Raw genomic sequence first — 25,297 nt, 5'->3', positions numbered from 1 at the left:
TCCTATGCATCCAAGTTTTCAACATACTTAGCGTTCTTTTGGATAAAGTTGCGTCTTGGTGCAACCTCATTGCCCATTAGCAATTCAAATACAGCATCTGCATCCTTGGCATATTCTGGGCTGACCCGGTCGAGACGTCTATTTTCAGGATTCATGGTAGTTTCCCACAATTGCTCTGGATCCATTTCACCTAACCCCTTGTAACGCTGAACAACCGGTTTAGGACTTGGTTGCAAACTGCCCAAATAATCATGCAATTCTTCATCAGTATCAAGATATTTAACTACCTTGCCTTGACGAACTTGGTACAGAGGCGGACGAGCGATGTAAACATATCCTTTTTCAATCATCGGACGCATGTAATTGTAGAACAGCGTGAGGAGCAGCGTTCTAATGTGAGCACCATCGACATCGGCATCAGTCATGATAATTAACTTGTGGTAACGAGCCTTAGAAACATCAAAGTCTGCACCAAAGCCTGTGCCTAAAGCTGTGAATAACGATCTGATTTCTTGGTTAGCCAAAATTCGATCCATCGAAGCTTTTTCCACATTCAATATCTTGCCTCGAATTGGCAAAATAGCTTGCGTCAAACGAGAACGTCCTTGCTTAGCAGAACCACCGGCTGAATTACCCTCAACGATGAACAATTCTGAAATGCTTGGGTCGTTACTAGTATTATCAGCTAATTTACCTGGCAAATTAGCAATTTCCAAACCAGACTTTTTCCGCGTGACTTCACGTGCACGTTTAGCAGCGGTTCTAGCACGTTCAGCAAGTTGGCCCTTTTCCACAATCTTGCGCCCAACTGACGGATTTTCCATCAAGAAGCGACCGAAAGTTTCAGAGAAAGACTTATCAACAGCAGTTCTAGCATCGGAGTTGCCTAGCTTAGTCTTAGTCTGTCCTTCAAACTGTGGATTAGGGTGTTTAACTGAAACAACTGCAGTCATCCCTTCACGGATATCTTCCCCAGAAAGGTTGTCATCCTTGTCCTTCAAGATCTTAGCTTTGTGAGCATAATCATTCACTACACGAGTTAACGCAGTCTTAAAGCCAGCTTCGTGCATCCCACCTTCATAAGTGTGAATATTGTTGGCAAAAGTCATTAAAGTCGTCTTGTAGCCATTAGTATATTGCAAAGCCACTTCAACATCGATGCCGTTATAAGTGCTTTCTACATAGATTGGATCGTCAAATAATACTTCTTGGCCCTTGTTCAAAAAGGCAACATATTCTTTAATCCCGCCTTCGAACTTATACACATCAGTTTCCGCACTGTCTTTGCGCTTGTCAGTAAAGGTGAGTTTTAATCCCTTGTTCAAAAAGGCCAGTTCACGAATTCTCTTCTTCAGAATCTTGTCATCGAAAGTGGTAGTTTCGGTAAAAATGTCTGGGTCCGGATAGAAATGCACAATAGTCCCATGCTCATCAAGAGGAACTGTACCAATTTGTTTCATTTCATCCTTAACGCGGCCCTGATCGAAATCGATAAAATACTTCTTGCCATCGCGCATTACGGTAACATCAAGCTTAGTGGACAAAGCGTTAACAACTGAAGCACCAACACCGTGCAAACCACCAGATACTTTGTATCCGCCACCGCCAAATTTACCGCCGGCATGTAGCACAGTAAAGACAGTCTCCAATGCAGGGCGTCCGGTTTTTGCTTGAATATCCACAGGAATTCCACGACCATCATCTTGCACAGTTACGCTGCCATCTTCATTAACAGTAACCTCAATTTTGGTGGCAAAACCAGCCAAGCGTTCATCGATACTGTTATCAATAATTTCCCACGCCAAATGGTGCAAGCCTTGAGAACTAGTCGAACCGATATACATACCAGGACGCTTACGAACCGCCTCTAGGCCTCCTAAGACCTGAATTTGACTGGCATTATACTTGTCGGCCTCTTTTTCATATTTTTTGACCTTTTCAAGATTTTCTTTTGAATTATCAGCCATTTAATTCTCCTTCTCCAAACTAATTTTGCCTGATTGAATGTGATACACGCGCGGCTTCTTGATTATTTCCCAAGAAATTCCAGCCAAATCCGTGGTAGTAATAAAAGTCTGCGTTTTACCATGAATATAATTAAGCAGCGCACTCTGGCGACCATGATCAAGCTCACTCATCACGTCATCTAATAAGAGCAGCGGATATTCATCAGTTAACTGATGAACCAGTTGAATTTCAGCTAGCTTAATACTCAAGGCAATTGTTCGCTGCTGTCCTTGCGAGGCGTACAAATGAGCATTTTTATCATCAAGCTTGAACTCAATATCATCTCGATGAGGCCCCGAAGTTGTAGTTCCTTTGCGTATTTCAGATTGCTTGTTGCGCTGAAAACTAGCTAAAATCTTTTGATAGATTTCTTCAGTAGTATCACCAGCTTCAATGTCGCTTACTGACGGATGATAAGCAATGGTCAATCTTTCACTGCCTAGGCTAATATGCGCATAAGTATCACTAGCATAATGACTCAAATAAGTTAGAAATTTAAAACGGCGAGAAATAACCTCCGCCGCGATTCCAGCTAATTGATCTGAAAGGACATCCAAGAAAACCAGGTCTTTCGCCTGCTTCTTAGCAAGCTGCTTTAAATAATTATTCTTTTGCAACAAGACCTGACGATACTTACTGACAAAGTACAAATATTCCGCATTAATCTGGCCAAATTCTTGATCCATGAAACGGCGACGCAGCGCAGGCGCGCCTTTAATCAATTCCAGATCCTCAGGCGAAAATAAAATGGCATTCATTTGGCCCACATATCTGGAGAGTTTGGCCTGCTCCACTCGATTTATCCACACTTTTTTGCCCTTCTTGGTGATTAACACTCGCAAAGTCAGATCTACCTGACTCTTTTGCACATGCCCAAGTAAATTGGTGTATTCCCCACCAAAACCAATCAGCTCTCGATCACTGCTAGTTCTATTAGAACGAGTCAATGCCAAAAAATAAATTGCTTCTAGCAGATTAGTCTTGCCTTGAGCGTTTTTGCCAATGAAGATATTCACGTTAGGATCAAAATCAATGTCTAGCTTTTTCAGATTACGAAAGTTTTGTACCGTCAAATGATCAAGATACATTAGCTTTCCTGCCGAAACTCATATTTTTGACCGTTAATTTCCAAACGATCACCGACATGCAATTTTTTACCTCTGCGATCTTCAGGTGCTCCATTTAAAGAAACGGGGCTGTCTTGCAAATAAAATTTTGCCTGTCCACCAGATGAGATGATGCTCTCTTCTTTCAGGAATTGCCCTAAGGTAATGTAATCGCCCTTAATTATAAAATACTTGATACTGCTCACCTTCAATACTCTTTTTACTATTTAATTATATTAGTTTTTTAAGTAAATAACAAACTTAAAACGCTATTTAACGCCATTTAAGCTTTTTTTGGTCATCATGTCTTTTCACACTATTTAGCCTCAAAATAATAGAGAGACAATTTTATGGACTTAAGAGCTAAAGGCAAACAGAAAAGCCGCCCAAGAGAGCGACTTTTTAAATAACTAAAAATAATGCACGTGAATTAATAAGTTCTTACTGGTGTGATTAATTGAACAAAATCAACATCTTCCTTATCAGGATTGATAATGAGTGGACGTAGCGGCTTAGTAAAGTTCATAATTACGAAATCAGTTACTGAAGCTCTTAACGCATCACGCATATAATCTGGGTTGAAAGAAATTTCTAGATCATTTCCTTCCAGATTTCTGAAACTAACATCTTCTTCCACATTACCAATTTCGGCTGACTTACCTGATAATTTCGCGGTTTGGTTTTCCACATTCAACGTCAAGGTAACGACATTGCTACGACCCGCATGGGTTAACAAACTTGCACGCTCCAATGCGCTAGACAATTCAGGAATATCAAACTCAACGCTAGTAGTTTTTTCGTTTGGGATTAAACGATCAGTATCTGGGTAGTTCCCATCAAGTAAGCGTGAATAGAATGAGAGGTTGCCAATTACAAACAATGCCTGATTTTCCCCAGGGCAAATTTTAACTTCAGGGTCAGTTTCAGCGATAATTCTGGATAGTTCTTGCAGACTCTTGCCTGGAATAATCAAATCAGTCTCAGCTTGCGGTCCGTTTTCTAATGCAATGCTTCTTTGTGACAGACGGTGTGAGTCGGTCGCTACAGCCTTAATATGATCTGGGTTAAAGAAGAAGCGAACACCGGTTAGAATCGTTCTAGTTTGATCATTGGATGTAGCAAATTGCGTTTCATTAATGATTTCACGGAACGTTTTACCTGAAATAGTAAATGAGGCAGCATCTGAAATTTCGGGTAAACGTGGATAATTATTGGCATCCAGTCCATTAATGGTGAATTCACTGTTTTCAGAAATAATTTGCGTCTGAAAGCTTTCTTTAACTTCAAAAGAAAAGTCTTTACCAGGTAATTTTTTTACGATTTCACTAAAAAATCTAGCCGGTAAGACGATGGATCCAGTAGATTCTACATTCAAATCTTCATTTACTGGAATTTTAATTTCGATAGAAATATCAGTGTCGCTTCCAGTTAAGATTAACTCATCTTCACTTAGAGCTAATTTGATGCCACTAAGAATAGGAATGGTAGCTCTAGATGAGATGGCTCTCATTACATTGTTTAAGTTCTCGATAAATAGATTACGATTAATTGTGAACTTCATTTTTTCCTCCTAAGGTTGTGTGAGCTTTATTTATTTTAATTATATATTTAATTAGTAGTAGTAGGGCCTGTGATTTTTGTTGAAAACTCCTAAGAAGCTTAAAATAACGGAATTGTAACGGTTAAAAACTTGTGTAAAAACTTGTGGAGTTATCCACAGTGGAAAACTTTTAGTGCTCGAGAATTTGTTTCAAATCGAAGACTGCAGTTTTGATATCTGCATCAGTTTTCATTTGCTTATTGATTTTATCACAAGCATGCATTACAGTTGTATGATCTTTGCCCCCGAATTCTTGACCGATTTTAGGTAGACTGGCATCTGTTAGTTCTCTTGAAAGGAACATTGCAATTTGCCGCGGCACTACTATTTGCCGTACCCGTTTTTTACCTCGTAATTCAGCAGTTGAAGTTTGGAAGTAGTTAGCAACTACTTCCTGAATTTTGGATATTTGAAGTCCCCTATTTTTTTGTACTAGTTTTAAGTCGACTAAAGCTTCACGTGCCAAATTTACATCAATATCTGCTTTTTCGATCGTGGCATATGCCTGAACTTTAACTAGTGCACCTTCAAGTTCTCTAATATTAGTGTCTACTTGAGACGCAATATAGTCGAGCGTATCATCGTCAATTGTGAGACCTTCTGCTTCTGCTTTTCTGCGCAAAATAGCAATTCGGGTTTCTAGATCTGGCGGCGTAATTTCTACTTGCAGGCCCCAAGTGAAACGCGAAACTAAGCGTTCCGATAAATCGGGTATCTCAGTTGGCAAGCGGTCACTGGTCATCACGATTTGTTTTTGATCGTTATAGAGCGTTTCGAAAGTATGGAAGAATTCTTCTTGAATTCCCTCTTTTTTAGCAAAGAATTGAATATCATCAACTAAAAGCAGGTCACAAGTTCTGTATTTCTCGCGGAATTGGTTCTGCGTTTTGTTTTTGATTGAATTAATAAAGTCATTAACGAAAGTCTCACTCTGTATATAAACTACTTTTGCGTTAGGTCTTTCAACCAACATCTGATGTCCAATAGCTTGCATTAAGTGAGTTTTTCCTAAGCCTACTCCACCGAAAATAAATAAAGGATTATAAAAACTACCGGGACTATCTGCGACAGCCAATGCTGCACCGGCGGCTAATTTATTGCCTTCACCTTGAACGAAATTATTGAAAGTATATTTTTCATTTAATTTCAGGTCCTTGGTGAATTCTGCTTGTTCCTTTTTTTCACGTTGAATTCGAATATCATGCTGCGGTTGCGGAGTAACGAGCCGTTCAGGACTATCTCCATCTTCACTTATTTGAAATACAGGTAATAGTTCAATTCCAGCATAGCCATATGCGGATTGAATTAATTGAGAAGATAGATTTTTTTCCCAGTAACCTTTAGCAATAGGATTTTGTACTAAGATTTTTAATTCACGCGTATTTTTATCGTAAGAAATAGGTTTGGTGTTTTTGAACCATGCATTATAGGCTACTTCATTAAAACGAGCGCGCATTTCGTCGTTAAAATGCTGCCAAAATTTTTCGATGTCGAACAAATTGCATCCCCCCATTGATAAAAAGCATATTTATTTTAGCATGAGATGAAGAAGTTTTCCACAGGAGAAAAATAAATTAACAGTATCTACAGTCTGTGGATATTTACAAATGGGATATGCACATTTTGACATGACACAAGCAAAACTGTTACTTTATGCACAGCACAAGTGTGGACTATGAATGCTATTCTAGCAGTTATCTAGTTAAAATTCCATATGCGTTATCCACATGGTGTGAATTAAGTTTTTAACAGCCTGTGAGTTGTGGAAAATGCTGAGAATTACCTTGTGCATATCTTTGCATAAAAATTTTATTTTTATTTTTATCCACATTTAGTTTTCCGTTTTTTGTAAAAATTGCACACAAGTATGCACAGGCTTTTTTTAATAAATACTTGGTTTTTCTTGCTTTTCGTGCTATTCTTAATAAGAAATTGTGCAGTTGGCACAAAGATTTTATGGAGGTGCAGTTTATAATGACAACTAAAAGAACTTACCAACCTAAAAAGCGTCATCGTTCACGCGTTCACGGTTTTATGAAGCGTATGAGCACATCAAATGGCCGCAAGGTTTTAGCAAGACGCCGTGCAAAGGGTAGAAAAGTCTTATCTGCTTAAACCACTGAATCCCAGTGGTTTTTTTAGTCTACTAGAGTGGAATGAAACGTTTTGAGAAAGTCTTATCGAGTAAAATCTGAAAAAGATTTCCAGCAAGTTTTTGAATCTGGCGATTCAGTAGCCAATCGTGCTTTTGTAATTTATAAGGTAGAAAAAACAGAGAATAAACATTTTCGCGTGGGTATCTCTGTAGGAAAAAAGGTTGGTCATACCGCGGTCGCCCGTAATCGACTCAAGCGTTATATTCGGGCCGTGATTGATGAGGAAAAGCTGCAGATTAATCCGCATGTTGATTTTTTAATTATTACACGGCCTTATGCTCGCGATTTTAATATGGTCAAAGTTCGTAAAAACTTGCTCCATGCACTGGCTTTGGCGCATATTATTGAAGAAATGCCAGATGAAGTTGAGGAAAATTAGATTGAAGGACATTCTGACTAAGAGAAATGTCAAACGCCTTCTTGCAGTTCTTGCATTGATTACACTTGTCGTTGTATTAACGGGGTGTGCTACGCAAGGCGCAAACGGTCAATCAGCACCAATTTCGCATAATAGCGGCAATTGGTGGGATCGTTGGGTTGTTTACTATATGTCAGCTTTCATTTTGTGGTTAGCTAAATTAATGAGCAATAGCTATGGTTGGGCGATTATCATCTTTACCATTATTGCTCGTGTTATTTTGCTTCCTTTGAATGCTATTTCTATTCGAAGTACAACCAAGATGCAAAATATTCAGCCACAAATTAATGAGTTGCGTAAGAAATACCCAGGGCGTGACACTGAATCCAGGACATTATTACAACAAGAAACTAGCAAGCTTTATAAAGAAGCTGGTGTAAATCCATATACAGGTTGTTTACCTGTATTGATCCAGTTGCCTGTTATGTATGCTTTGTATGGTGCGATTTTGCGCACTCCACAATTGCAAAATGGGCACTTCTTATGGATGGACTTAAGCAAGCCTGATCCATACTATGTCATGCCAATTTTGGCAATGGTTTTCACCTTCGTAGCAACGTATATTAGCCAATTGTCAACACCGAAATCATCCCAAAATGGGATGACCAAGTTGATGACATACGGGATGTCCGTCATGGTTGGTGTGATGGCACTACAATTCCCGTCAGCCATTACGCTTTACTGGGTAATTTCCAACCTGTTCCAGGCAGTGCAGACCTTTATCTTGCAGAACCCTATTAAATATAAGAAGCAGCAAGAAGCTAAGGCAGAAGCTGAACGCGAGCGTAAACGTAAACTAAGAAGAACTTACAAGCGTTTAGGACGCAAAAACAAATAAGAATATAAATCTAAAATGATTTTTAGATAAAGTAGTCAAAGTGCTTTATCCATCATGATTATTCGTGGTAGGATAATGCGCTTTTTTTATTGAAAAAAGGGAAAATTATGGCTCAAACTTTAACAGAATTCGATACCATTGCCGCAATTTCTACACCTATTGGTGAAGGCGGAATTTCTATTGTACGAATGTCCGGTGAAGATGCGGTTAAGATTGCTAATGAGGTTTTTAAAGGTGCAGATTTAAGCAAGGTGCCAACACATACGATTCATTACGGTCATATTATTGACCCTGATACTGGTAAAACTATTGATGAAGCAATGGTTACAGTGCTGTGCGCACCTAAAACTTTTACGCGCGAAGATATTGTTGAGATCAACTGCCACGGTGGTATCGTAGTTACGAATCATATTTTGCAGTTGCTGTTAAGTCACGGCGCGCGAATGGCAGATCCAGGGGAATTTACTAAACGTGCCTTTGTTAATGGTCGAATTGATTTAACTCAGGCAGAGAGTGTGATGGATATTGTGCGTGCTAAGACAGACAAGGCGCGTCAAGTAGCTGTTGGTCAACTAGCAGGTGGTCTGTTACATAAGATTAAGGCAATGCGGCAAGAAATCTTGAATACTTTAGCTAATGTTGAGGTTAATATTGATTATCCGGAATACGATGCCGACACTGTCACAGCCAAGCAAATGGCGGATACTGCAAATTCGGTAATTAAGAAAATTGACCATTTATTAAAAACGGCTCAAGAAGGTAAAATCTTGCGAAATGGCTTGGCTACTGCAATCGTAGGTCGACCAAATGTGGGAAAATCATCCTTGCTTAATTATTTAACGCAAAGTGATAAAGCAATTGTAACCGATGTCGCTGGAACTACGCGTGACACCTTGGAAGAATATGTATCTGTAAAAGGCGTACCTCTAGAACTGATTGATACGGCTGGTATTCACCATACGGATGATAAAGTAGAAAAAATTGGGGTAGAGCGTTCTAAAAAAGCGCTTGAACGTGCTGATTTGGTCCTTTTGTTGATTGATGCTAGTCAGGACTTAACTACTGAAGACAGGGCTTTGCTCGAAGAAACCAAGTCAAAGAAGCGGATCATTATCTTGAATAAGTCCGATTTAGGGCAAAAAATAACAGCAGAGCACATGAAGAAATTAACTGGCAGTGATGTTATTTCGACCTCAATTTTAAAGGAGCAGAATCTTGATCAGCTTGAAGAATTGATCAATAAGTTGTTCTTTGCTGGAATCGAAAATTCCAATGATCAGATTATGGTTACCAATCAACGGCAAGCATCCCTTTTGAGCAAGGCCAAAAAAGAGCTACAGGATGTAGTTAAAGCCGTTGATGATGGCGTGCCGGTGGATATTGCGCAGATTGATTTTACTGGAGCATGGGATACCTTAGGCGAGATCACTGGTGAAAGTGCTCCTGATGAGTTAGTAACGCAATTATTCAGCCAATTCTGTTTAGGAAAGTAGGATAGAAATGATTAAGACATATGATTCAAATGAGTATGATGTAATTGTCGTAGGAGCTGGTCATGCTGGCTGTGAAGCAGCATTAGCTAGTGCCCACATGGGTCAAAAGACATTATTAGTAACAATTGGCCTTGATATGGTGGCCTTCATGCCATGTAACCCTTCTGTAGGTGGGCCAGCTAAGGGGACGGTAGTCCGTGAAATTGATGCTTTGGGTGGCCAAATGGGTAAAAACATTGACGCTACCTATATTCAGATGAGAATGCTTAATACGGGTAAGGGTCCAGCAGTTCGAGCTTTGCGGGCACAGGCTGATAAGTGGCAATATCATGAGCATATGAAGGACACTATTGAAAATACACCTAACTTAACCTTGCGTCAGGCGATTGTAGATCAATTGGTAGTAGAAGACGGCGTCTGCAAAGGCGTAATTACCAATACTGGAGCAAAATATCATGCTAAAAGCGTGGTTTTAACCACTGGTACGGCCGCACGCGGCAAGATTATTATTGGGGAACTAACTTATTCTTCAGGTCCTAATAACACTACTCCTTCAATTAAATTGTCAGAAAATTTGGAGAAGCTTGGTTTTAAACTACGTCGTTTTAAGACGGGTACGCCTCCACGGGTTAACGGTAATACGGTTGACTATTCTAAGACTGAAGAGGAGCCTGGTGATAAGACTCCGCGTCATTTCTCATATGAGAGTAAAGATGAAGACTATTTAAAGCATCAAATTTCTTGCTGGATGACCTACACTAATCCAACTACGCACGAAATTATTAGAGACAATCTTGATCGTGCACCAATGTTTAGTGGAATTATCAAGGGCGTAGGTCCACGTTATTGCCCATCAATTGAAGATAAGGTAGTGCGGTTTGCTGATAAGAACCGCCATCAGATTTTCCTTGAACCAGAAGGCAAGACTACCAAGGAAGTCTATGTAGGCGACTTCTCTACTTCGATGCCAGAAGAGATCCAGTTGAAGATGGTTCACTCAGTGGCTGGACTTGAGCATGCCGAATTGATGCGCCCAGGCTATGCGATTGAGTACGATGTAATAGAGCCTTGGCAATTGAAGCACACTTTGGAAACTAAGAAGATTAAGCACTTATTTACTGCTGGTCAAATGAACGGGACCTCAGGTTATGAAGAAGCTGCAGGCCAAGGCTTAATTGCTGGCATTAACGCGGCATTAAGTGCACAAAGCAAGCCGGGCTTTACTTTAGGAAGAAATGACGCTTATATTGGCGTATTAATCGATGACTTGGTAACTAAAGGTACTAATGAGCCATACCGTTTGTTGACTAGTCGGGCTGAATATCGTTTGATTTTGCGGCATGATAACGCGGACTTGCGTTTAACTGAATATGGCCACCAGCTGGGCCTAATTTCTGATGAACGTTACAAGAAGTTCGAAGAAAAGAAACAGGCCATTAGGGATGCTAAAGCTAGATTGCATGAGATTACTGTTCACTTAACCGATGATGTTCAACATTATCTTGAAAGCATTGGTCAAGAACCAATGAAGGCCGGGGTGAAGGCTGACGTTTTCCTCTGTCGTCCGCACGTTAAGATTGCAGATATTGAGCGTTTAACTGGTGAAAAAGTTGCTGGTGATCGCTACGTCAGAGAGCAAGTGGAAATTGGCATTAAGTATGCAGGCTATATTGAAAAAGAGAAGACCAGAATTGCTCGCTTGAAGCGTCAAGAAGCCAAGAAGATCCCAGCAGATATTGATTATGAGATGATCGAGGGTTTGGCCACAGAGGCACGACAAAAGTTTGAAAAGATTCGTCCTGAAACTTTAGCTCAAGCAGAACGTATTTCTGGGGTAAACCCAGCTGATCTGGCAATTTTAAGCGTCTATATCCAAAACGGACGCTATTCCAAGATTAAGAAATAATGTATTAAAGAGCACGACTTGCTAGGTAGGCTGTGTTCTTTTTTGTATGGGTTAGAAAATAAATTTTTTTATTTATTTTTTAGCTATAAGCAATCATAAATATATATAAAATTATTAAACTTTAGTATAATAATGTGCATGTACTCACAATGTAAAACGCTCACAATTAGCCGGATATAAGTGATAATTTATCTTACTTTGTGAAATGAGTATTTTAACAAAAACGCTTTCATATTTGATATAATGCGCATTTTGGCGATTTGCAATTGTGAAAAAGTGTGGTTTAATACATTATGAAAGCAATGAAATTTAAGGAGATGCACATAAAATGACAAAAATTAATGGTTCTGATGCAATGCTTAAAGTTATTTATGATTGGGGAATTGATCATATCTATGGTTTTCCAGGTGGTTCATTCGACTCAAGTATGAACGCCATCTATGACTTTAGAGATAAGATGAAGTTCATCGAAGTTCGTCACGAAGAAGCTGGCGCACTTGCCGCAGCCTCAGAATACAAGATCACAGGTAAATTAGGTGTATGTTTTGGTTCAGCAGGTCCTGGTGCCGCTCACTTATTCAACGGTTTGTACGATGCTAAATATGACAAGACTCCAATGGTAGCAATCGTAGCCAACGTTCCAACCAGCAGACAAGATATCGACTTCTTCCAAGCCTTTGACGAAGACAAGTGGTTCTTGAACGCTAGCGTATGGTGCCGTCAAGCTAAGACAGCTGATCAAATTCCTATTTTAACTGATGAAGCTATTCGTCAAGCTTATGCACGCAAGGGCCCTGCAGTAATTATCATTCCTAAGGATTACGGCTGGCAAAAGATTGATGACAACTTCCGTGTTAACAAAGACGCTCATCCAGAAGCAAATTACCCAGCACCAACTAAGACTTCAGTTGATGAAGCTGTTAAGCTTTTGAAGGAAGCTAAGAACCCAACCATGTACATTGGTTTAGGTGCTAAAGATGCCGGTGATGAAGTTAAGGAATTTGCTGAAAAATTCAAGACTCCAATTATGTCATCATACTTAGGCAAAGGTATCGTAGAAGATAAGTTCCCAGCATACATGGGTACCATCGGTCGTCTTGGGCCAAAGGCTGCACAAGAAGTTCAAGGTGCAACTGACTTAGTTGTTTGGGTTGGCAATAACTCACCATTCTCAGTATTATGGTTCCCTAAGGATGCCAAGGTAATTCAAATTGATGTTGATCCAGCTAAGTTTGGCAAGCGTCACTCAACTGATGTATCAATGTTAGCTGATGCTAAGAAGGCATTGAGAGCAATTATTGACGCTGGTGAAACTAGAAGCGAATCACCACTTTACAAGGCTGCTATTGCAGACCGTGAGAATTGGGATGCTTGGCAAGATAGCTTTAAGAATTCAGATGAAATGCCTGTACGTCCAGAGCCAATCTGGGATGTAATCAACAAGAAGGCTGACGACAATGCTATCTTTGCAATCGATGTTGGTAACGTTAACGTTGACTCATGTCGTCTTTTGAACTTGCATGACGATCAAAAGTGGACTACTTCAGGCTTGCACGCAACAATGGGCTACGGTGCTCCAGCTGCCTTAATGGCTGCAACTGTTTACCCAGACCGTGAAGTATGGCAATTAGCTGGTGATGGTGGCTTTGCTATGATGAACCAAGAATTGCTCACTATGGCACGATGGCACGCTACAACATGCATGTTTTGAACATTATCTTCACTAATGAAACATTAGGTTTCATTCAAGCAGAACAAGAGGATGAATCTAACCAACCATTATCAGGCGTTATTATCCCTGACAACGACTGGGCTAAGGTTGCTGAAGGTATGAACGTGAAGGGCGTTACTGTACGCACTAAGAAAGAATTCGAAGAAGCAGTTAACGAATTCAAGAAGATGGATGGCCCAATGTTAATCGATATTAAGTACACCCATGAAATGCCTTACTCAACTGAATTGAACTCACTTGACGATCCAGCCTTCGTCAAGAAGTATCAAGCCGAAGACTTGAAGCCATTCAGCTACTTTGCCGAAAAGTACGGCTTAGAAGCTGATGCTGCAACAGGTGCATCTCAACATGAAGAATCAGAACCAGAAGAAGACGAAGCTCCTGATACAGTTTCCGGTGCTTCACAACACTAATTTGGTTGAGTAATCAAAAAAAAGCGAGACGAATGTCTCGCTTTTTTTTTGACAATATTTCCTGGGAAATATGAGAATTTGAATTTCTATAAATTTGATCCATAATAGTGTGTGCAATCTTGTAATTAAAGAGGCAAAATATTATGAAGTCTAGAAAAATTTTAACAAGTTTACTTGCTGCAGCTTCAGCTATTGCTATGTTTTCAAGCGTTCCTACAACGGTTAGTGCTGCAAGTAACAGTTCAAAGGTAGTTGCAGCTAAGGCTGATAAAGCTGTAACAATTAAAAAGATCCCTCGTCTCAGCAAATGGGGCTACGTTGTAACTGTAAATTCAGATTCTCAACCTATTTCTCTAGGTAAAGCTAATTATCGAAAGATGTTAAAAGATTCTGAATTTAGAAGCAAAAATACTATCAGTCCTCGAAAGGTTAAGAACGTTAGATTCAAAGTAGTTAGAATTGCATACGCTAAGCGTCATAATGGTGCATTATTGTATTTAATTACTTCAAAAAACAATAAATATAGCACATGGACTACTAATCCTAGCATGAAATACTATGCTTTTAACAGCAAGGCACTTAGAGGAGTGACTAAGCCGCTTAATAGGATAAGCAATAGAGCTACTGCCCAATTTCCAACTTATGAAAATCAAAAAGTTTCTAAGAAAGCTAGAGATATTAGAATCAAAAGGAATAAGCGTGACTTTAAGTTAGCTGTTAAAGCAGCCAAGAAATTAAAAGGACAACAGCGTAAGTTTGTTTTAGCATCTTTAAAACAGGCTAAAAAAGATGGCTATATTACTAAATTGTCATTACCACTAGCATATAATATCTTGCTTTGGGGAATAGACCAATAAAAATAATATTTCCTGGGAAATATTCTACAATAAGTAATGTGAAACATTTTTGCCCAATAACAAAAAGATTATTAGATAAAATTATAAAAGCGGAACCGTTTGGCTTCGCTTTTTTTAGTGCTAAAACGTATAATAATACTTGATGAATTTTGATTAATGGAGGATATACAAATATGCAACAATTCGGCGTTATTGGCTTGTCCGTCATGGGTAAGAACCTTGCTTTAAACGTTAGAAACCATGGCTTCTCAGTTTCTGGTTTTTCAATTGATAAGCCAGAAGTGGATGCTTTTGCCAAATATGAAGATGATAAATTAAAACCATGCTACAGCTGGGAAGAATTTGTTAATTCCCTGGAAAAGCCACGTAAAATTTTGATCCAAATTATGGCTGGTGATCCGGTAGATCAAACTTTACAAAAGTTGCTGCCACTTTTGGATAAAGGTGATATTTTGATCGACGGCGGTAACTCAAACTATCACGACACTAACCGTCGTTTCCACGAAATGGAAAAACATGGCATTCACTTTATTGGCATGGGTGTTTCCGGTGGTGAAGAAGGTGCCTTGAATGGTCCAGCCTTGATGCCAGGTGGTGATGAACCAGCATATAATAAGGTTGCTCCTATTCTTGAAGCAATTGCTGCTAAGAATACTGAGGGCAAGCCATGTGTCAGCTACATGGGTCCAGAAGGTGCAGGCCACTACGTCAAGATGGTTCATAATGGTATCGAATATGGTATCATGCAAGAATTTTCTGAAGTTTACAATTTGCTCCGTGATGTTGCACATAAGAGTAATGATGAGATGTCCAAGATTTTCGATAAATGGAACCACGGCAAGGTTGAGGCTTACTTGAGTGAAATTACTTCAAAGGTTTTGGCTCAAAAGGATGACTTAACTGCAGATCATATTATTGATCACATTTTGAATGTCGCTTCATACAAGGATACAGGTAACTGGATGCTGGAAGATGGTGTCGTACTTGGTGCCCCAGTAACTGTTGTCGGTGAAGCTGTAATGGCACGTTTTATGAGTAAGCAAGCTCATTTGGCAATTAAGAGTGGCATTAAGCCAACTAAGTTTGAATATAAAGGCGAGATCCCTGATGACTTGGTTGACGAATTTGAAAAGACCTTACAATTGGCTCAAGCTGTCGCATATGCGCAAGGTTTCCAACAATTGACAATGGCTGCAGATGCATATAAGCGGGACTTGAGATACAAGGGCATTGCCCAAGACTGGGAAGCTGGCTGTATCATTCGTTCCGCAATGTTGAAGGATATTGAAAAAGCTTATGACAAGGGAGACAAGTTAATGAACTTGTTCCAAGACGATTACTTCCGCGACTTAATGGAAAAGAATCTGCCAGCATTACGTAAGTCAGTTGAATTTGCTACTAAAGCTGGTGTTCCAACCCCAACTTTAAGTGCGGCTCTCAACTATTTGGAATCAATCTTTAATCCAAACTTGCCAGCTAACTTGATCCAAGGTCAACGTGACTACTTCGGTGCTCACACTTACCTGAGAAATGATCGTGAAGGCGTCTTCCACACTGAATGGTATGAAGAGAAATAATTAGTTTCACATGAAACTAAATAAAGTCAGTTAGAGTAAATTCTAGCTGGCTTTTTAGTGTACAATAAATAGCGACACAGTTTTTCAATTAAGGTAGAGGGGGACTTTATGAAAGACGAGGGAAATAAAACCAACATTAAGCTGCTTTTACAAGCACTAGTTGTTGGTATCTGTACTGGTATAATTGTCGGTTTATTTAGGTTTGGAATTGAGAAGACATCTGCCTTCTGGTTATATCTGTTCCAATTAGCTCATCAAAATCCATTATGGTTTGTTGCAATTATTGCAGGATTTATTGCAGTTGCCGTAATTGCCGGTTATTTTGTTAAACAATATCCTCATGTTGGTGGCTCTGGTATTCCAGAAGTAAAGCTGCAGCTGCAGGGAAAGCTGCATTTACAATGGCTGCCAATTTTGTGGCGGAAATTAATTGGCGGTATTCTGGTAATTGGTACAGGCTTGTTCTTAGGACCAGAGGGACCATCACTGCAGTTAGGTTCAACAATTGGTCAAGGTGTAGGTCAAGGCTTTAAGCAAGATCGACTTAATTCGCGAATTTTGCTGGCTACTGGTGCTTCAAGTGGTTTGTCTGCTGCTTTTGGTGCGCCTTTAAGTGGAGCTTTATTTGTCCTTGAAGAAGTCTTTCATAATTTCTCACCACTTGTTTGGATGAACGCCTTAGCAGGTGCGATTGCTTCGAACTTCGTAGTTTCTAATTTATTTGGGATTCATCACGCGTTAGCAATTCCATATAATTACTCTTTTCCAATTGGGCTCTACTGGCACTTAATTATTCTGGGCATTATCCTTGGTCTCTTAGGTCACCTTTATAAGATTGGCTTATTTAGCTTGAAAAAAGTTTATGCTAAGATCACCTTTTTGCCTCGCTGGCTGCATGGCTTGATTCCATTAGCTATTTTGATTCCAATTGCTTATTTTTGGCCAATTATCACGGGTCCAGGTAATCGTTTGATCTTGTCTTTGCCACACATGATTACTAAAACTGGTTGGGGCTTAGTTGGTCTGTTAGCGTTCTTCTATGTAATGAGAATTGTTTTCTCAATCGTAGCTTACGATTCAGGCTTGCCCAGTGGTATTTTCCTGCCAATTTTAACGATGGGTGCCTTGATTGGTGCAACTTATGGTCTATTTATGGTCCGAATTGGGTTGATGCCACAACGTTTTGTAGTAAACTTAGTCATCTTTTCAATGGCGGGCTATTTCGCCGCCATTATTCGTGCGCCATTTACTGCCATTACTTTAATTACGGAAATGGTAGGTTCACTGCTTCATTTGATGCCGTTAGCCGTTGTAGCGTTCATCGCGCTTTTGGTAGATGAGCTGCTTGGCGGTAAGCCGATCTATGGCCTTTTAGCAGCTGCTATGGATACGAGTAGCGACCGCAAGGCTAACTATACTGGGCAGGCCGATCAAATGACTCTGCCGGTCTATGAGAGCAGTAAACTGGTCGATAAGCGAGTCTCAGAAATTAAGTGGCCTAAAGATGCACGGATTAGAATGATTCACCGTGATGGGGATGATATTATTCCAACTGGTCAAACCGTTATTCGTGGTGGCGATATGTTAGTGCTTGAATTTGATTCCAGTCAAAGAGGCAACGTTTATAGCAAGATGAAAGATTTGCAAGGCGTTGAACTTGATGGGTAATAAAAGAGTAGATTAGGCGGTGTAAACCGGCTTTTTTCTTGCTAAAAAACGGCTAATAGATCATACTAAAAATCATGTAGAAAAGAGAGATGAGCATTGAATAATTTAGTCCAAATCACGCTAAACGCAGATCAAGAAAAATATGATTTAGCTGGGGATGAGAGCATCACTTTCATTGATGTCAATTCATATTATATTGGTCAAATTACGAGTCAGCATCACGGCTGGATTGTTTTAGAATCGGTTGATCAAGATGGCAATCGCGGTGGAGTAGTATTTATTCGCGCAGATCAGGTAGCCAAGATTGAAAATGATACGCCGGCGCTACGTTATTATGCAATTGCTACGATTCGTGATCCGTTTGGGATGCAGCGTTTGAATCGATCAGTAGTTGATTGGGACTTTACTAACATTCATGATCTTTTAATTAACGTGACGGATACCCATCCCTTGATTACGTTTGAGGTAAATGACGGGCAAAATTACACAGGGATTATTACGCAGCTTAGTCGAGACGAAGTGCGTATTTTAGAGCGAAACGAAACCACCCTGGAGCATTTTGCTACGGTTATCCCATTAAAAGATATCGTCTGTATCGATGTTAACAGTATTGATGATCGGTTGTTTGTTAGCTATTTAAAGCAAAAGAGAGAATTTCAAAATGGCCTCGATTTGGTAGAACTTTATTTTGACTATACTTTTGATGATCAATTTGGCAGTTTTGCTATTGGTAAAGTATTGAAATACGATGATGAGAATCTGCTGCTAGAGAGTTTGAATGAAGTGGGCCAGGTAGAGTCAATTGCTATTATTGCCCGAAATCACATTATTCATACTGGTGATGAATCAGAAAAGCTAAATTATTTTAATTATTTAGTTGAATGGCAGAAGAAAAATAAAAGTTTTGATCCTGATCATTTAGAAAGATCTGTAAATGTAGCTGGAACAATTAAATCACCTAAAGAAGTAGTTGAAGATTGGCCTAGAAATCGTGTGGTCAAGATTAGTGACGCGATCTATCATTATCCTGATCGGCTGGGGCTGATTGCAGATTACACAGAAGATGGTTTTGACTTAAAAATTTTAACTGAGTATAATCTTGGCGAAATCAGCGATCATGCTTATGAAGATATAGTGAGTGTCGATCTAGTTGGCTCGGATATGAAAAGAATGCAGAATTTTCTTGATTATGGTGGGTAAATAAGTTGGCGGCAGCTGGCAAATTTTTATATAATTAACCCAGAAATGAAAGGAAGATGTTCTATGGGATTAACTTTTGACAACCCTAATAACTTACAGAAGATGCTGGATCGCTTTGCGACTGTACCAGATCCAAAGAAGACGCCTAAGCATAAGGATCCTGAGGAATTGTTAAATAAGGATTCTAAGGATAAGAAGAAAAAAGATAAAAAGTAAAAGAAAAAGCAGATTGCCTAAAATGTGAGCAATCTGCTTTTTTAGATGATTAATTATTTTCTGCTTTCTTGATAAATTGTGGTGAAGTTTCTGGTGCCCAAATAAGACAAACCAGAAAGGCTACCAATAGCACAATGGCACAGACGATCATGGCTAAGCTAGCACCACCCGCATTAGTTAAAACAGGCAGCAAGAATGTACCGGCAGCCGCACCGATTCGACTGATCGTGATACAAGTACCAACACCTGTACCACGAACTTTAATGTCAAATAATTCTGTTGGATATGGGTAATCTAGAACTAAGCCAGATGAAAGGATAATAGCGAACAAGGCGAAAATGCCTAATTTAACCATTGAATTCAAACTGGGGATTAGAGCCAAAATAGCAATTAAAATGCCAGAGATAAGGAAGTTGCTGATTAAGAAGGCGCGGCGACTGATGCGGTTGAAGATTAAGATCCCTAGAACTACACCGATAAACATCCCACCGTTATAGATGAATTCCTGAAACGGTGCTGTTAGTAATATTCATGCTCTTTAATAAAATGGGCAGGAAGATACTGATGCCGAAGAATGAGAATGCTTGGCAGGCATAGAAAATTCCACCAACTAAAGTACGACGTAAATATTTCTTGGAGAATAATATTGCCCAGGAAATATTTTTAGTCATTTTCTTTTTATCGCGTCTAATAAAGCGTGCGGGAAGTCTCCACTTGCGTCCCATATGTTTGCGGATGACTTTGCTGGCTTTTTTGACTTTACCCTTGCTGGCTAACCAGCTTGGGGATGCAGGAAGTGGGAAGAAGCTTCTGAATAAGGCTGTAATTAAAGCGGGAACAGCCCCGGTAGCTAAAATGATTTGCCAAGTATAACTGCCAAAGCCGGTAATCATGGTACCTGCTAAATAAGAAAGGATAAAGCCAATTGTCCAGTAGATTAACAAATGGCTTTGTCTTTTACTATCTTCACCCTTAGGTAGCCATTCAGTTAATAAGGCGTTACCGACCGTGTAGTCAACTGCAATCATCAAACCGATGCCGATTCGAATAATGAAAGTTAGTAAGAAATTAGCAGTTACTAAGTGTAATAAAGTAAAAGCAGCTAAGATATACATATTGATCATCAACATTTTGCGGCGGCCGATTTTGTCGGAAAGTCGCCCAATAATTAAAGAACCGGCTAGGCCGATTAGAGAACCAGCTCCGATTAGTCCCGTCCATAAATCGCTGATTTGAATATATTTAGCTGCATTAGAAAGTGCGGTCCCACTGATGCCTAATGCATAACCACAGGCAATTTGCCCTAAAACTACGGCAATCATGACCCGTAAGTGAACTGGCATTAGCGGTGCGCGTTTATAATTCTTTTTAGTCTTAATAAATTTTTCGCGTTTGATTTTTTCGTTATTTTCCATAAGTGCAAGTAAAAACTTGCTTATTCCTCAACTCCTCTAGATAAATAGAAATAATAGCTTTACATAATACATACTAACAAATAATAAGAAATCATGCAAAAAGGCATGAAGCTACATCTCTTGATTTGGTATCGAATGTAGATTAGGATTCATTTAAAAGTAAATTGATTTAGATCAAGAAAAGAGAACTATTATGAAAAAACATTCGGCAGTAGCTTGCATCGGTCAAGCTGGTTTATTTGCACAATTACCAGAAGAAGATTTAACCAAAATTGCACCAATTTCTACTCATCAAGAATATTTCCCTAAAGGCAGCATCATTCGTCAGCCGGGCGATGGCAAAGATGGATTAATATTTTTAGATCAAGGCAGTGCCAAGATTTATAGTCTAAACGAGGCCGGTAAAGAGACGGTGCTAGGTGTATTGAATAAGGGTGATCTTGATGGACAGCAGAACCTTTTTCAAGATAACCATGAGGAGAACTTCGTTCAGGCTTTGCAAGATACTTATGTCTGTTCAATTAATCGTCGCGATTTTCAGGATCTTTTGAAAAAGACGCCAGATCTAGCTATTAATATGTTGAATAATTTTGGTGAAAAATTGGTAGCCATTGAGACTAAATCAATTCGGCGCAATTCAATGAGTGCTAAGGATCGGTTGCTGGCCTACTTGGAAGACTTAGCTAAAAAGCAGGGCAGACGTGACGTACAGTTAAAGCTAAAGAAAAAAGATCTGGCCAGTTATTTGGGTGTTACGCCGGAAACCTTAAGCAGGCAATTGAAAAAATTGGCAAAAGAAAACCGGATAAAATTATCCGGTCGAAAAATTATTTTACTTTAAGCAGTCGTACCTGCAATTTTAGTTTTGTTCAGCAGTAGCGAACTAGTTACTACGGATACGGAACTGAAGGCCATTGCTAAACCGGCAAGTTCAGGACTAAGAGTTAAACCAAGTCCCATGAACAGACCTGCGGCAATAGGAATGCCGATAGTGTTGTATATCAAAGCCCAGAAGAGGTTTAATTTGATTCTGTTGAAAGTCTTCTTAGAAATGTCTAATGCTCTCACAACGCCCATTAAGTCGTTTTGAACAAGGACAATTCCGCCAGATTCGATGGCGATATCTGTACCTGAACCCATTGCAATCCCGACGTTTGCAGTAGAAAGGGCAGGAGCGTCGTTAATACCGTCACCAACAAAGGCAACTGTTCTGCCACTATTTTGCAATTTCTTGATTTCAGCGGCTTTTTCGGTTGGCAAAACGCCAGCGATTACTTGATCAATTCCGATCTCTTCGCTGATTGCTTGAGCAACATTTTCGTTATCACCAGTAAGCATAACAGTTTTTAAGCCGCGCTTCTTAAGCTCCGCAATGGCTGCCTTAGAGCTAGGCTTAGGCACGTCTTGAATGGCAATTAAACCAATAATTTCTTTACCTAAACCAACGTAAACGACGGTCTTCGCTTCTTTTTGCAATTTAGCAGCTTGATCTTTCATTTCCCGGGAAATAGAAATATCTTCTAATAAGCGTTCACTACCAACAAAGGCCTCTTGGTCACCATAATTGGCTTTAACACCTTTACCTTCAATTGCAGCAAAGTTTTTCACGTTAGCTAAGGAAATATTATTTTCATTAGCCTTTTTAACTACGGCAGTAGCTAGTGGGTGTTCGGAATTATTTTCCAAGCTAGCCGCAATGGTTAAGACCTTATTTTGATCGCCAACCACATCGGTAACCTGTGGCTTACCAACGGTGATGGTACCAGTTTTGTCGAAAACAACTGTGTCAATGTCGCTAACTTCTTCCAAAACTTCACCGTTCTTGATTAAAACGCCCATCTTAGCGCTACGAGCAGTACCTACCATTAAAGCGGTTGGAGTAGCTAGTCCAAGAGCACAAGGACAAGCGATCACTACTACGGAAACGGCAAAGAGCATAGCGTTAACGGCTGTTGCGCCTAAGAAGACGTACCAGAGCACAAAGGTGATAATCGCAATGATTAAAACGGCTGGTACGAAAATATTAGAGATCTTATCAGTTAAATTCTGGATTGGCGCATGACTGGTTTGGGCCTTTTTAACTAGATCGACAATCTGAGATAGCATTGTATCGCTGCCAACCTTGGTTGCTTTAAAGGTAAAAGTGCCGTTGGTGTTGATCGTTGAACCAACGACGTCGTCACCTTTTTTCTTAGTGACTGGCATGCTTTCACCAGTAACCATTGATTCATCAAGAGTGGATGAGCCATGGACAATTACGCCATCTACAGGAACCTTTTCGCCTGGCTTAACGCGGATGATATCGCCGACCTTAACTTGTTCAAGTGGGACTTTAACGAATTTGCCGTTTCGTTCTACTTCGGCATCTTTAGCCTGTAGGTCAATTAATTTAGCTAAGGCGTTAGAGGCGTTGTTGTGCATCTTTTCTTCCATCGCATCCCCGAGTAAAACGAAGACCGTTACGAAAGCAGCACTTTCAAAGTAGACTTCGCGTCCCGTGAACATGGCGAAGATACTATAGAAGTACGCTACAGAGGTGCCGACGGCAACCAGCGTATTCATGTTAGCGTTATGGTGCTTAAAAGCGGCCCAGGCACTGCTCCAATAAGGTGCAGCAGAGATAGCCATGATGATTGTGGTCGTGATAAAGGCGATCCAATTATAACCTGGCATCATCCAGTGAAAGGGCATGGCAGACATCTGAATTAGCATGGGAATCGCTAAAACAAATGAGATCCAGAAGCGTTTAATATTAGAGAGATTCATTACTTAACGACGACCTTTCCATGGAACATGTCCATTCCGCAAGCGTAGGTATAAGTACCTGGCTTGTCGGTTGGGATATCAATGGTGACTTCTTTTTTGTCATCTAATTTTTGATCAAAATTCAAGTCTTTTGAAACGACTTCATTCATACAGCCCATATTGTCTGAGGGAATGAATTTTAATTGGGCAGTTTTACCCTGCTTGAAAGTAACCGTATCTGGTTTGTAGCCATGATTTTCTGCATTAACAACAACTTTTTTAGTTTGATTCTTTGAAAAAACACTCATTATTTAACAATAACCTTTCCATGAAACATATCCATTCCGCAGGCAAAATTGTAGGTGCCTTTTTTATCAGTTGGAATATCAATTGTAGTAACTTTTTGCTTGGTTAAATCTTTGTTAACGCCAAGTTGTTCAAAAACAACATGGGACAAACATGCAGTTGAGTCCTTCATATCGAAGTTGACCTTGGCGGGAACGCCTTGCTTTAAAACAATGGTTGAAGGGGAGTAGCCACCTTTGACCACAATATTTGCTTCTTGTGAACCTTGTTCAACAGCAGCAGTACCCACAGCTTCTTGGTGTTTACCAAAGAACCACCAAAGGATAAAACCAATTAGTAAAATAGCTACGACTAATGTGATGATTTGCGAAATACCCATTTTATTTCTCTCCTTTTAGCACAGATGCTCTTTTCCTGGTAGGCAGTTGCATGGCACCATATCAGGAGTTGTTTTCTCTTTTTGAGCAATAATCTCTTTCATCTTAGCTAAATCGCTTTTTGAAATAGGGGAGTCAGCGAGCAACTGCAGGATGACTTCTCCTTTATGCATATTGCACATGCGATCGAGCAATTCTTGTGCTGCCTCGGTCATTACTTGCGTTTGGTTAACCTTAGCCGAGTAAACGAAGTGCCGACCTTCCTTAGTAGTGTTAAGCAAGTTTTTATTAACTAAGCGGTGCAATAAAGTTTTAATAGTTGATTCGGACCAGTCTTTCTTGGCCTGCAGTTCTTGAATTATTTTAGTAGAACTGACAGGTTCAAGCGTCCAAATAATGCGCATGATTTCCCATTCGCTGTCGGAGATCGTGCTTTCTTTTTCTTGCAGTTTAACCATTTCTTCCTCCTATCGTTCACATTTGTAACTATACTACTTAAATTTACATTTGTAAACATTGATGCAATAAAAAAAGCATGTTTTTGATATGAACCCCAAATTTGGGACATATTATTGAACTGCTTTATTTAAAACCATATTTCGATATTCTATCGGAGTATGGTTTTTTAGTACTGTTTTAATTCTATCATGGTTGTAGTAATGAATGTATTCCTTGATTGCTTGTTCTAATTCATCCATGGTTTTGAATGTCTTTTCAAAGCCATAGAACATTTCTCGTTTAAGAATGCCAAAGAAGCCCTCCATTAAGCCATCATCCAATGAATTGCCCTTGCGTGACATAGACTGGGAAACACCATGATGTTCAAGCCATGCCTGAAAAGCTGCGTGCTGATATTGCCAGCCCTGATCAGTATGAAAAATTAAGCCATTAAGAGCTGGATGCTTTTGATAAGCTTGATCCAGCATGTCCATTACTTGTTTCAATACTGGATGACGGCTTAATGTATAAGCAACAATCTCTTGACTGCAGCCATCCATCACAGGTGATAGATAAAGCTTTTCTCCATTAAGGTGAAATTCAGTAATATCTGAGTACCAATGCCTATCTGGGATAATCGCCGCAAAATGACGTTTAATTAAATTGGGCTTGATTTTTCCAATAGTTCCTTTATAGCTTGAATATTTAAATCTGCGTCTAATCGAAATGGCATATAAATGCATTTTGACCATTAAGCGCTTAACACGCTTATGATTGACTATAATGCCTTCACGACGCAATTGAGCAGTAATTCTGCGATAACCATATC

21 protein-coding genes and 2 pseudogenes are annotated in these 25,297 nt (G+C 39.7%); 12 read left to right on the top strand and 11 right to left on the bottom strand.

The window, feature by feature from the left end; all coding sequences use genetic code 11:
- Positions 1 to 2: 2 nt before the first annotated feature.
- The 5 genes from gyrB to dnaA form a co-directional block, all read right to left on the bottom strand.
- The gene (gyrB, locus tag BLP58_RS07840) at positions 3 to 1,967 is read right to left on the bottom strand and encodes a DNA topoisomerase (ATP-hydrolyzing) subunit B (RefSeq protein ID WP_013854925.1); all 1,965 of its coding nucleotides are present in this window, start codon (positions 1,965 to 1,967) and stop codon (positions 3 to 5) included.
- Positions 1,968 to 3,095, bottom strand: a complete 1,128-nt coding sequence (gene recF / locus BLP58_RS07835) for a DNA replication/repair protein RecF (RefSeq protein WP_013854926.1) — start codon at positions 3,093 to 3,095, stop codon at positions 1,968 to 1,970.
- On the bottom strand, positions 3,095 to 3,319 hold the full coding sequence (yaaA, locus tag BLP58_RS07830; protein WP_013854927.1) for a S4 domain-containing protein YaaA: 225 nt from the start codon (positions 3,317 to 3,319) through the stop codon (positions 3,095 to 3,097). Before yaaA ends, recF begins: the two co-directional genes overlap by 1 nt.
- Positions 3,320 to 3,543: 224 nt before the next feature.
- Positions 3,544 to 4,674: a DNA polymerase III subunit beta gene (gene dnaN / locus BLP58_RS07825; protein WP_025084214.1), complete on the bottom strand. Its 1,131-nt coding sequence runs from the start codon at positions 4,672 to 4,674 to the stop codon at positions 3,544 to 3,546.
- Between the two features lie 169 nt (positions 4,675 to 4,843).
- Positions 4,844 to 6,211, bottom strand: coding sequence for a chromosomal replication initiator protein DnaA (gene dnaA, locus BLP58_RS07820; protein ID WP_013854929.1), 1,368 nt, complete (start codon positions 6,209 to 6,211; stop codon positions 4,844 to 4,846).
- Positions 6,212 to 6,687: 476 nt separating this feature from the next.
- Between dnaA and rpmH the strand changes: the two genes are divergently transcribed.
- The 11 genes and pseudogenes from rpmH to BLP58_RS11930 all read left to right on the top strand — a co-directional run bounded on the left by rpmH (position 6,688) and on the right by BLP58_RS11930 (position 19,187).
- Positions 6,688 to 6,828 carry a 50S ribosomal protein L34 gene (gene rpmH / locus BLP58_RS07815; protein WP_003549412.1) on the top strand — a complete coding sequence of 47 codons (141 nt, stop codon included), beginning with the start codon at positions 6,688 to 6,690 and terminating at the stop codon, positions 6,826 to 6,828.
- Positions 6,829 to 6,879: 51 nt separating this feature from the next.
- Positions 6,880 to 7,248, top strand: coding sequence for a ribonuclease P protein component (gene rnpA, locus BLP58_RS07810; RefSeq protein WP_013854930.1), 369 nt, complete (start codon positions 6,880 to 6,882; stop codon positions 7,246 to 7,248).
- Positions 7,229 to 8,125 carry a YidC/Oxa1 family membrane protein insertase gene (locus BLP58_RS07805; RefSeq protein WP_034536400.1) on the top strand — a complete coding sequence of 299 codons (897 nt, stop codon included), beginning with the start codon at positions 7,229 to 7,231 and terminating at the stop codon, positions 8,123 to 8,125. The genes rnpA and BLP58_RS07805 overlap by 20 nt, the downstream gene beginning before the upstream one ends.
- 107 nt (positions 8,126 to 8,232) lie before the next feature.
- The gene (gene mnmE, locus BLP58_RS07800) at positions 8,233 to 9,618 is read left to right on the top strand and encodes a tRNA uridine-5-carboxymethylaminomethyl(34) synthesis GTPase MnmE (protein ID WP_013854932.1); all 1,386 of its coding nucleotides are present in this window, start codon (positions 8,233 to 8,235) and stop codon (positions 9,616 to 9,618) included.
- 7 nt (positions 9,619 to 9,625) lie between these two features.
- On the top strand, positions 9,626 to 11,524 hold the full coding sequence (mnmG, locus tag BLP58_RS07795) for a tRNA uridine-5-carboxymethylaminomethyl(34) synthesis enzyme MnmG (RefSeq protein WP_013854933.1): 1,899 nt from the start codon (positions 9,626 to 9,628) through the stop codon (positions 11,522 to 11,524).
- A gap of 328 nt (positions 11,525 to 11,852) precedes the next feature.
- A pseudogene (gene spxB / locus BLP58_RS07790) lies at positions 11,853 to 13,669 on the top strand (pyruvate oxidase).
- A gap of 143 nt (positions 13,670 to 13,812) precedes the next feature.
- Complete coding sequence (locus tag BLP58_RS07785; RefSeq protein ID WP_013854934.1) at positions 13,813 to 14,526, top strand: hypothetical protein; 714 nt, start codon at positions 13,813 to 13,815, stop codon at positions 14,524 to 14,526.
- Between the two features lie 173 nt (positions 14,527 to 14,699).
- A complete protein-coding gene (gnd, locus tag BLP58_RS07780) occupies positions 14,700 to 16,103 on the top strand; it encodes an NADP-dependent phosphogluconate dehydrogenase (protein ID WP_025084215.1) in 1,404 nt (467 codons plus the stop codon).
- A 108-nt stretch (positions 16,104 to 16,211) separates the two neighbouring features.
- The gene (locus BLP58_RS07775) at positions 16,212 to 17,771 is read left to right on the top strand and encodes a ClC family H(+)/Cl(-) exchange transporter (RefSeq protein ID WP_013854936.1); all 1,560 of its coding nucleotides are present in this window, start codon (positions 16,212 to 16,214) and stop codon (positions 17,769 to 17,771) included.
- Between the two features lie 96 nt (positions 17,772 to 17,867).
- Positions 17,868 to 18,971 carry a hypothetical protein gene (locus tag BLP58_RS07770; RefSeq protein ID WP_013854937.1) on the top strand — a complete coding sequence of 368 codons (1,104 nt, stop codon included), beginning with the start codon at positions 17,868 to 17,870 and terminating at the stop codon, positions 18,969 to 18,971.
- 63 nt (positions 18,972 to 19,034) lie between these two features.
- Complete coding sequence (locus BLP58_RS11930; protein ID WP_003624933.1) at positions 19,035 to 19,187, top strand: SPJ_0845 family protein; 153 nt, start codon at positions 19,035 to 19,037, stop codon at positions 19,185 to 19,187.
- A gap of 49 nt (positions 19,188 to 19,236) precedes the next feature.
- Here BLP58_RS11930 and BLP58_RS07765 read toward each other — a convergent pair.
- Positions 19,237 to 20,602 (bottom strand): annotated as a pseudogene (locus tag BLP58_RS07765) (MFS transporter).
- Positions 20,603 to 20,795: 193 nt separating this feature from the next.
- On the opposite strand from BLP58_RS07765, the gene BLP58_RS07760 reads away from it, so the two are divergent.
- Positions 20,796 to 21,443 (top strand): Crp/Fnr family transcriptional regulator, encoded by a 648-nt coding sequence (locus BLP58_RS07760; RefSeq protein WP_013854938.1) that lies wholly within the window; start codon positions 20,796 to 20,798, stop codon positions 21,441 to 21,443.
- On the opposite strand, the gene BLP58_RS07755 is transcribed toward BLP58_RS07760, so the two are convergent.
- From BLP58_RS07755 to BLP58_RS07735, 5 genes are all read right to left on the bottom strand, one after another.
- Positions 21,440 to 23,368 (bottom strand): copper-translocating P-type ATPase, encoded by a 1,929-nt coding sequence (locus BLP58_RS07755; protein WP_025084216.1) that lies wholly within the window; start codon positions 23,366 to 23,368, stop codon positions 21,440 to 21,442. The two genes, BLP58_RS07760 and BLP58_RS07755, sit on opposite strands and share 4 nt — an antisense overlap.
- Positions 23,368 to 23,655: a cupredoxin domain-containing protein gene (locus tag BLP58_RS07750; protein ID WP_013854940.1), complete on the bottom strand. Its 288-nt coding sequence runs from the start codon at positions 23,653 to 23,655 to the stop codon at positions 23,368 to 23,370. The genes BLP58_RS07755 and BLP58_RS07750 overlap by 1 nt, the downstream gene beginning before the upstream one ends.
- Positions 23,655 to 24,032, bottom strand: a complete 378-nt coding sequence (locus tag BLP58_RS07745) for a cupredoxin domain-containing protein (RefSeq protein ID WP_025084217.1) — start codon at positions 24,030 to 24,032, stop codon at positions 23,655 to 23,657. The genes BLP58_RS07750 and BLP58_RS07745 overlap by 1 nt, the downstream gene beginning before the upstream one ends.
- A gap of 15 nt (positions 24,033 to 24,047) precedes the next feature.
- A complete protein-coding gene (locus BLP58_RS07740; RefSeq protein WP_013854942.1) occupies positions 24,048 to 24,488 on the bottom strand; it encodes a CopY/TcrY family copper transport repressor in 441 nt (146 codons plus the stop codon).
- A gap of 111 nt (positions 24,489 to 24,599) precedes the next feature.
- On the bottom strand, positions 24,600 to 25,297 hold a 698-nt coding region (locus BLP58_RS07735), incomplete at its 5' end, for an IS3 family transposase (RefSeq protein WP_056941233.1).

Source organism: Lactobacillus kefiranofaciens, from assembly GCF_900103655.1.
GTDB classification, from domain to species: domain Bacteria; phylum Bacillota; class Bacilli; order Lactobacillales; family Lactobacillaceae; genus Lactobacillus; species Lactobacillus kefiranofaciens.
Note: the sequence above shows the minus strand (reverse complement) of the source record. Positions and strands in the feature narration are given on the sequence as shown.

Coding starts and splice junctions, on each gene's coding strand:
- BLP58_RS07740 (WP_013854942.1), bottom strand. CDS start 24,488: ATGGTTAAACTGCAAGAAAAAGAAAGCACGATCTCCGACAGCGAATGG.
- mnmG (WP_013854933.1), top strand. CDS start 9,626: ATGATTAAGACATATGATTCAAATGAGTATGATGTAATTGTCGTAGGA.
- mnmE (WP_013854932.1), top strand. CDS start 8,233: ATGGCTCAAACTTTAACAGAATTCGATACCATTGCCGCAATTTCTACA.
- BLP58_RS07745 (WP_025084217.1), bottom strand. CDS start 24,032: ATGGGTATTTCGCAAATCATCACATTAGTCGTAGCTATTTTACTAATT.
- dnaN (WP_025084214.1), bottom strand. CDS start 4,674: ATGAAGTTCACAATTAATCGTAATCTATTTATCGAGAACTTAAACAAT.
- BLP58_RS07755 (WP_025084216.1), bottom strand. CDS start 23,368: ATGAATCTCTCTAATATTAAACGCTTCTGGATCTCATTTGTTTTAGCG.
- BLP58_RS07785 (WP_013854934.1), top strand. CDS start 13,813: ATGAAGTCTAGAAAAATTTTAACAAGTTTACTTGCTGCAGCTTCAGCT.
- BLP58_RS07805 (WP_034536400.1), top strand. CDS start 7,229: ATGAAGTTGAGGAAAATTAGATTGAAGGACATTCTGACTAAGAGAAAT.
- BLP58_RS07775 (WP_013854936.1), top strand. CDS start 16,212: ATGAAAGACGAGGGAAATAAAACCAACATTAAGCTGCTTTTACAAGCA.
- BLP58_RS07750 (WP_013854940.1), bottom strand. CDS start 23,655: ATGAGTGTTTTTTCAAAGAATCAAACTAAAAAAGTTGTTGTTAATGCA.
- recF (WP_013854926.1), bottom strand. CDS start 3,095: ATGTATCTTGATCATTTGACGGTACAAAACTTTCGTAATCTGAAAAAG.
- gnd (WP_025084215.1), top strand. CDS start 14,700: ATGCAACAATTCGGCGTTATTGGCTTGTCCGTCATGGGTAAGAACCTT.
- BLP58_RS11930 (WP_003624933.1), top strand. CDS start 19,035: ATGGGATTAACTTTTGACAACCCTAATAACTTACAGAAGATGCTGGAT.
- BLP58_RS07760 (WP_013854938.1), top strand. CDS start 20,796: ATGAAAAAACATTCGGCAGTAGCTTGCATCGGTCAAGCTGGTTTATTT.
- rpmH (WP_003549412.1), top strand. CDS start 6,688: ATGACAACTAAAAGAACTTACCAACCTAAAAAGCGTCATCGTTCACGC.
- gyrB (WP_013854925.1), bottom strand. CDS start 1,967: ATGGCTGATAATTCAAAAGAAAATCTTGAAAAGGTCAAAAAATATGAA.